Here is a 7422-nt window from a genome sequence, read left to right as displayed (position 1 = left end):
CAGCTACTTACGAGGTAAACGATATCTCAATTTGAAAGGCGATCGCAATCACAATCTTAAACAGAATTCACCGAACGGAAATAATTTCCTATCGGTAGATGTGGCTCAAAGTTTGGCACAACAGTACAAAGTTACTGGTAGAACTATTCGTAACGATGCTCAGTTTACGAATGCATTAGATACTTTAGCGCAATCGCTGGGTGAAGAACTCAAGCACTCTATATTAGCTCGTAATAGCGGGCTGACTAAAAAGGATATTTTATCGCTTGCGAAAGTTGTTGAAGAAGAAGGAAAAGAATCGGCACAAAAATTACTCCGTAGCAAGCAAAATAAATCTGATATAGTCCAACAAATAAAGGATAAGCAGCGCGTACCTAATCCGCATCATGTTGGTGAGGTGTGCCGAATTATGCCAAAGTATGAACCGGATTTAAGACAATTCTCTGGGTGTTGGTGCATTGTTTGTCAGATAAATCCTCATAGTTGCAGTATTAAAACCTGGAAAGTTGATTTGGAAACTGTTAAACCAGAGCATTTAGAAAGAGCTTATGCAGCGTGTGAAAATGCAGCTTCCCAGAATTGTCTTCGGCTCAGACATATAGCCAGTAGAGTTGAATCAGATTATGAGCCTACCCATGCAGCAGTATTAGAAGTTTTAGGAAAGGTTCATGACCCGTCAAGTTTAACACCCAAGCAGGAGCGAATATTGGCTTTTCTTGAAGCAGAGTATTCAATCAGTTGAATTAGTGTTGTAGTCAAAAGTGTTTCATCGGTTGTAAGGAACAGTTAACAACCGATGGAATAACGAACTAAATAGCAAAATTTATGGACTTCAATTCAATCTAATTGAATCTGAGAACTTTTGGAACGCATAGTCCTATTAATTTTCGGCTCTAATGCTTTGTCTTGTTGAAAGTTATCTTTATCAACGTATCGAGTTAATGCCAAATCATCACGATAATGGTCAAACTTAATACCTCGCATCGTTAACCCTTTGAGAGTAGAAGCTTTACTACTTCTACCTAATTTACTTCCAGCAAATGCAACACCGTCTGTAGAATATGAAATACCTTGAATAATACCCTCCGAGTTGAATTTCAATGATGTTTCTACATCTGCTAGTTTCAATTTTTCAACAAATTGAGCAAACTCCATCCCTGGTTGAATCGCAGTTTCTATTGCATCTTGAATTTTCTCAGCTGCACTCTTGTCTGCTGGTTTATCCCGTAGTCCCAACTCAAATTCTTGGTTTTCTCGAAACATTCGTCGTTTTTGTCCGGTAGTTGGTGCTGTACGGTCAACTTCACAAGAATTTGGTACGGGGGTAAGATTAAATTGTATTTCTAAATTTCTTAAAACCTTTTCCAAACGTCGTTTATCGTACCAATCAGATACACATTCGCCATCGATATTGATACGACTTGCGGCAATATGTAGGTGAAAATGATTGCAGTCATTATGTGATGCTGCAAAATAAAGGTTTTTCTCAAACCCCATTCCCAAAAGCGTTTCTTCAACAATTTCTTCCAATTCTTGATTTTCTGGTTTTTCGTGAAATGGGAAACTGATACTGATATGACTAACTGGCGATCGCACTCTCGGATTTAACTGCTGTGTCGCACAGAGTTGCTTGTAAAAGTCCTGGGGTGTTTCTCCTGCAAGGTTTGTGCAAATTAACTCAGCTTGTTCTTTTTCAAGGATGTATTTGGTAAGCCCTGCAAAGCTTTTACCTTTTTTTATCTTGCCAATCATTCTATTAAAAATTGTATGACTACTAAACTAAGCTATTAAATTAATCACTAACTTTTTCCCAAAATTCTCCATAGCTTTTGTAAAGAAGTACAGTCGTTAGTTCGGATGGTAAATCATCCCATTTACATCGAATTCCTTTTTCTGTAATTTTTATACAAATACCCATGTATACTTTGTTATCATCTGTACGACGACAGATACGCTCACCTATTTTTATTTTTGGCTGTTTCGGCATAGTACAGCTTTGATGGAATTGAATTTACTCTTACCAATTATCGCTCATTACTGATTTCTTCTTCGCTTTCCAAAACTAAACATAAACGTAATGTTGAAATTTCTCTCAACAACTCCTCAAAAGGATTAAAGTCAATAGGTGGTAGGGTTAAACCTTGGGCTATGGCATGATTTTGAATGGCGGCTATTTGACTAATATCTTCGCTGATTTTTAATAATTGCCAGTAGCATTTCCAGTTAATTTGGGGAATACTTTTAATACGACATCCTGCCATTCTCCGTCTAACCAGTTCTGCTTTGCTAATACCGCTAGATTCCGCTAATGCTTGCCAATATTCGTTTTGTTCGGGGGTCAATAGCATTTCAAATCGGACTGTATGTTGTTTTTGTTTAGCTGCCATTGCGATCGTTGAGTATTATGCAATCAAGAAGATGAGGTGTTTACAAAGATGCTAGCACGAGAGAATTGTTCAGACAGTTTAGAGGAATTGATTTGAGAACCAGAAACAATCTAGTACAGTGGGCGTGCAAGTAAGATACCCATCTGAAAATCTAATCATAAGCATCAATTTAAGTCTAAAAAATGGGTGCGCTATTTAAGCCGTGTAGTACTGGATGAACCAGACTTTTATCAATAAATATCCTCCCAAAGAATAAATACGTATACCACCACTGCTTGCTCCTCCCGATATCAAGCGAAAGAAAGACAATCTGCCGCGCAAGCAAGAGTAGGGGGAATGAAGGGAGTTATTTGCCCATAAGCTTGATAACAGACACTTTTACCCTAGCAAATCCCTCCCCTAATCTTTACGTCAATAGTGATAGAACAAATAACGACTTTAGTTATATCCTGAGAAGTATTTCTAATTGCTACCCTAATAGAGATACTGTGTGGGGAAATTACTTATGGGTAGATTAAATAATCTTGCATACCCCGAAGTTACTCTGACTATAGATTTTGGTGGAAGTGGTACTAAGGGTATAGTGCAGATTCGCGGTGGTAAACCAACAGCATTCTGGATAGAAGCTGCTGTAATCGAAGTTCCTTACACCTCCCTGGCTTTTCAAACTCGTAACTTGGGTAATGCTTATCCTGAAAATACTGCATGGGTGGGAATTGGTGAAGATTATCGAGCAGTAGGTTACTTGGCACGGAGCATCTACAGTGCGACACCGAGACTAAAACCGCGCAAGTATGAACTGGCATTATATAAAACTCTGGCTGCTATATGGGTGATAAAACATAAATTCAAGTTATCCGACTGCTTTGACATTTCTCTGGCATTACTTTTACCACCGGGGGAATTTGAAGATTCAGCGTTGCTCAAACCTATGCTCAAGGAAGCTTTGGCTGAATTTGATACACCAACCAAGAAGATTAATGCCAACTTAGTCGGTTACGAATGTTTTCCTGAAAGTGGTGGGATTTATGCAATGTATTGCAAAAACACGGGTGAGGCAATAAGGCGTAAAGTCATTGCCTTAGTGATGTTGGGATATCGTAATGCCTCGGTAATCATATCTCGGCGCGGTATTTTGAATCGCGGTAAAACTGCAAGATTAGGGATGACTAAAATGGTCGATTTAGTCATAGAAGGCACATCAGGGTTGGAAGCAGAAGAATTGATTGAAGGGATTGTTGCTGCTGGTAATGAACCTAAGCCCCAGCATTTTTATCATTTATATGGTTCTAGCAACATAAAAGATACTCAAATTGAAAAAATTATATCTGTTGTAAATTCCTCTAGAGTGGAATATGCCATTGCGCTTATGAGTTGGTTAACAGAAGTATTGCCGAATAAAAACGAATTGGATGAAGTAATTATTTGTGGTGGTACAGCTGATTACCTGCGAGAAGAATTAGATGCACTATTTCCTACAACACCTATAGTTTGGCATGGCGGCGTGGAAGTACCACAAACTTTAAACGAGCAGTGGTTGGGAAATCGTTTAGCTGATGTATGGGCGCTTTCGGTGTATCACGGTATTAAGGTAAGGGCAATTAGGAGGAGTGGGGGAGTGGGAGAGGGGGAGAGTGGGGGACAGGAAGAGGGGAGGAGTGGGGGAGCGGGGGAAAGAGTTATTTAGTTTTTTTTGTGTTGACTATCCATTTTTCGCCCATTATTAATCATGGTAACAAGCATCCCAAGAATAGAGTTATATTTCCGATAAATGTCTCTCCCTGCTTCAACGTCTAGATCACTCCCCCACTCTCCCCCTCCCCCGCTCATCCCTCCTGCCCAAACCCAAGACTATGAACAAAAAAAAGGACTTCCTATGGCGTTATCAGCCACGAATCAATTCAGATAAAGCAAAAATGCTTAGTTACATTCAGAACCAGAGCTTACATCCATTTCAAGATAAAACCGTAATGATAATTACTGCTCTCAATGCTTACTATATGGCTTTGGCACTGTATAGCGAAAGTAGTTATTCTCATGAAACTTTAGAATTGATATTCTTGGATTCGGTAAAGGCGATCGCAAATCATCTTCAATACGTCAGTATTGCGATAAAAGTAGACCTCTGTTCAGTTACAAATGTTTTATGTACCGTATTTGGAGGATTAGAAACAAGAAACACTCAACAAGAAAAGTCATCAAATTTTAGTACTGAATTACCACCATCAGACCAAAATGAAAAATTAGATGATTCTAACCTACAAGCATGGAATCTAGCAGGAATGACAACAGATAGCGAAACCTTTGATTAATAAATATTAGTTAATTATGGCAAGAATTCATTTAATTGATGGCGAAAAAGGAGGGGTGGGGAAGTCGCTGTTTGCTCGCGTCATGGTGCAGTATGCGATTGATAAGAAGCTAGAACATACTTTAGTTGATGCAGATATAACGAATCAAGATGTTAAGCGCTTTTACAATTATGCTGTTGATGCTGAATTTAGTGAAGCTGTAAACAAAGGAGATAAGGCTGACATCATTTTTGAATTGGCTAGGAAACAACCTGTTATTGTCAATCTTCCTGCAAACGTATTTCCTCAAGTTAAGAACTGGATAAAAAAGGGACGTTTATTAGAAGTAGCAGACAAATATGATGTAGATATTTGTAAATGGTTTGTATGTGACGGCGGTTTTGAATCTATCGATTTATTTTACCAATCTTTGAAATTATACAAAGATAAAATGCTCCATATTTTTGTAAGAAATTTAGGTAAAACTGATGATTGGAGCTTTTTGAAAGATAATACTACTTACAAAGATTTATGTAAAAAGCATGAAAAAACTTTAAAAATCATTGATTTTCCAATGCTATATCCGGGAGATAGATATTTTATCGACTCAAATAAGTTTCGGTTTGATGCAATAGAAATTGGAGAAAAGATGCCTATAATGTCGCAGCAAAGATTATCTACTTTTTTAGAAGAATCAAATCAAGCAATAGAAAATACTCAAATGTGGGTTAAGGAGAAAAAATCAGCTAAAAATAGTAGTTCTCAAAGTAGCTAGGTCAAATTTATAATTGCTTTCTGTTTAATTATTTCGTGATATTTTATCACAGATAAAAGGCAAAATTCATGAATTATGAGCTTCAGACTTTATACTCAACAAATCAAGCTTTTAACTGTGAAGTGATAACTAGTGAGAAAGAGCAATACATGGGAAGATTATATGTTCTTACCACCGAAGATAGTATATTACAGCATTTAGGAATTAAATCGGAATGGTTTCTTGCTCATCAAGAAGCAGATGTATTAATTAGCGGACACATTAACCGTGAAGGTAAATGGAGTTTATCATCCTACCGAAATTTAGAACCAAGTTTTGAATACACAACTCGTAATCAAATATTTGACCAAGTTTTTAGTCCGGAGTATGTGTGGGAATTAGCGCATTTACGTGAAGAACTAATTTCAAATATATCTCAGGTTGTAAATAGCTCTGATGATTCAAGTAGTAATGAAGATGATGAAGAGAATATGATAAACAAAAAAGATACGGGTGTCATTGCTTCCCAATTAAGCATTACTCCTGACAATCTAAATGCTTTAAGGGATTTAATAATTCATTCGTTTTCAGATGAATTAGCTACTTTAGAACAAGAATTAGAAATAGAAATACACAACAATCATCTATATAACGAACAACAATCAGCAGTAAACACCACAAACATAACTGAAATTATGAATTACTTTCAACGCGAAGCTGCTCCAAAATTAGATGAAAATGAATTGTTTCATGCTCAAATATATTTAACTGAAAGAATCATGGATGAGTACGAGAGGCAAAATATTGATGAGTTTGTCTTTAAACCTTTTGGAATTGTCACAATCAATGTTGAAGATAGTTGTTGTAGTTTGCGTGATGAGGAAGATGGACATACTATATTTACTGCAACTTTCGACGCTGATATTATTCACGGTTTGGGTGATATTGATGCTGCCAAAATTGAGATGATTTTGCATCAATTCGATAGAGAAGATTTTCGACGAGCAAGAAACGCAATGGAAGAAGAACGGTCAGTTAACGAAGTTGATCGGAGCGAAATTAAGCAGCAAAAAGGAATTGATTATGGTACATAGTTTGCGAAAAGCAAAAAACGAAAGTTATCTAAATCGTTTACTTGAAGGGAAAGATGCTGATTTTCAAAGACGGGTTTTAGCGGTAGCAGTTGAGCATGGACTATCTACAAGCGACCCTTTATTCCTAATAATGCTGTCAACTGGTCAGCTTCAGGTGTTATTAGAAGATAAACCTAATGAATTGAACCAATTGTTTCAACGTTGGTCGGAAGCTATTTACGACCATTTGGAGAAAGCAAAGCGTACTGCTGTAAGCGGACAGGAAGTGGAAATCCGCTCGATGGTCAACCGACTTATCAAACATTGCGAATCGAAAGAGCGAAGCCGTCTGAGGGTAATGTTACCAGCGATGGGATTACTTGTAGCTGCAATTGGATTTGGTGTTTTGACTGGTTTATCTGTTCGGGTATGGTTGGATGGTGGATATGCATCTGAAAAACCCAAGTTGCTAACAGTTGCAGAAGTAGAAAATTTGCGGTGGGTAAAAAGTTCTCAAGGTCGATTAGCACGGAATATTATTATTTGGAATTCTGAAAGTTTGACTAATTTAAACTGTACGAACGATTCCGAACAAAGGGCTGTAGTTAAGAATGAAAAAAGAAAGAATATTACTCGTCAAAGTGACTATTGCTTATTACGGGTAAAACCTCCTTAAGAAAGTAAGTAGCTGTCTTAAATAAAAAATTACGGGATTAAATCATTTTTATTAAATTACAAAACTGATGGAGAAAATAATGGAAGAATTAAACTATCATCATCATGAACAACAACATTACGATTTACCAGTAAATAACCAATTAGAAATCAATTCAACAGTCAAATCTCATACAAGCGCTCAATGTACAGAGAAAATTCGCGTGGTAGTTATTGAAGACCTAGAACTTACACTTATTGGT

At 37.1% G+C, this 7422-nt stretch carries 9 protein-coding genes; 6 read left to right on the top strand and 3 right to left on the bottom strand.

Translation table 11 applies throughout. The features are described 5' to 3' along the window. The coding region (locus VB797_RS34465) for a hypothetical protein (RefSeq protein ID WP_323242309.1) at positions 1–742 on the top strand (742 nt) is incomplete at its 5' end. Positions 743–837: 95 nt separating this feature from the next. Here VB797_RS34465 and VB797_RS34460 read toward each other — a convergent pair. The 3 genes from VB797_RS34460 to VB797_RS34450 are packed head-to-tail and all read right to left on the bottom strand — an operon-like array spanning position 838 to position 2387. After that, entirely contained in the window at positions 838–1752 is a 915-nt protein-coding gene (locus VB797_RS34460) for a relaxase/mobilization nuclease domain-containing protein (RefSeq protein WP_323242308.1), read from the bottom strand. Positions 1753–1792: 40 nt separating this feature from the next. Beyond that, on the bottom strand, positions 1793–1987 hold the full coding sequence (locus VB797_RS34455; protein WP_323242307.1) for a hypothetical protein: 195 nt from the start codon (positions 1985–1987) through the stop codon (positions 1793–1795). Between the two features lie 37 nt (positions 1988–2024). Next, positions 2025–2387, bottom strand: a complete 363-nt coding sequence (locus VB797_RS34450) for a plasmid mobilization protein (protein ID WP_323242306.1) — start codon at positions 2385–2387, stop codon at positions 2025–2027. A gap of 505 nt (positions 2388–2892) precedes the next feature. Between VB797_RS34450 and VB797_RS34445 the strand changes: the two genes are divergently transcribed. The 5 genes from VB797_RS34445 (at position 2893) to VB797_RS34425 (ending at position 7181) form a co-directional block, all read left to right on the top strand. Beyond that, positions 2893–4074 carry a ParM/StbA family protein gene (locus VB797_RS34445; RefSeq protein ID WP_323242305.1) on the top strand — a complete coding sequence of 394 codons (1182 nt, stop codon included), beginning with the start codon at positions 2893–2895 and terminating at the stop codon, positions 4072–4074. A 166-nt stretch (positions 4075–4240) separates the two neighbouring features. Further along, positions 4241–4699 carry a hypothetical protein gene (locus tag VB797_RS34440; protein ID WP_323242304.1) on the top strand — a complete coding sequence of 153 codons (459 nt, stop codon included), beginning with the start codon at positions 4241–4243 and terminating at the stop codon, positions 4697–4699. A 16-nt stretch (positions 4700–4715) separates the two neighbouring features. Beyond that, positions 4716–5453 (top strand): mobilization protein MobD-like protein, encoded by a 738-nt coding sequence (locus tag VB797_RS34435; protein WP_323242303.1) that lies wholly within the window; start codon positions 4716–4718, stop codon positions 5451–5453. A gap of 68 nt (positions 5454–5521) precedes the next feature. Further along, on the top strand, positions 5522–6526 hold the full coding sequence (locus tag VB797_RS34430; protein WP_323242302.1) for a hypothetical protein: 1005 nt from the start codon (positions 5522–5524) through the stop codon (positions 6524–6526). Next, complete coding sequence (locus VB797_RS34425; protein WP_323242301.1) at positions 6516–7181, top strand: DUF6753 family protein; 666 nt, start codon at positions 6516–6518, stop codon at positions 7179–7181. The genes VB797_RS34430 and VB797_RS34425 overlap by 11 nt, the downstream gene beginning before the upstream one ends. Positions 7182–7422: the final 241 nt, after the last annotated feature.

It is taken from the genome of Rivularia sp. UHCC 0363, from assembly GCF_034931125.1.
In the GTDB taxonomy this organism is placed as follows: domain Bacteria; phylum Cyanobacteriota; class Cyanobacteriia; order Cyanobacteriales; family Nostocaceae; genus Rivularia.
The sequence above is the reverse complement of the archived record's forward strand: the minus strand, read 5'-3'. Positions and strand labels throughout refer to the sequence as shown.

Bases quoted from the DNA above. Each gene is read 5' to 3' on its own strand.
- VB797_RS34460 (WP_323242308.1), bottom strand. From the start codon at position 1,752: ATGATTGGCAAGATAAAAAAAGGTAAAAGCTTTGCAGGGCTTACCAAA.
- VB797_RS34455 (WP_323242307.1), bottom strand. From the start codon at position 1,987: ATGCCGAAACAGCCAAAAATAAAAATAGGTGAGCGTATCTGTCGTCGT.
- VB797_RS34450 (WP_323242306.1), bottom strand. From the start codon at position 2,387: ATGGCAGCTAAACAAAAACAACATACAGTCCGATTTGAAATGCTATTG.
- VB797_RS34445 (WP_323242305.1), top strand. From the start codon at position 2,893: ATGGGTAGATTAAATAATCTTGCATACCCCGAAGTTACTCTGACTATA.
- VB797_RS34440 (WP_323242304.1), top strand. From the start codon at position 4,241: ATGAACAAAAAAAAGGACTTCCTATGGCGTTATCAGCCACGAATCAAT.
- VB797_RS34435 (WP_323242303.1), top strand. From the start codon at position 4,716: ATGGCAAGAATTCATTTAATTGATGGCGAAAAAGGAGGGGTGGGGAAG.
- VB797_RS34430 (WP_323242302.1), top strand. From the start codon at position 5,522: ATGAATTATGAGCTTCAGACTTTATACTCAACAAATCAAGCTTTTAAC.
- VB797_RS34425 (WP_323242301.1), top strand. From the start codon at position 6,516: ATGGTACATAGTTTGCGAAAAGCAAAAAACGAAAGTTATCTAAATCGT.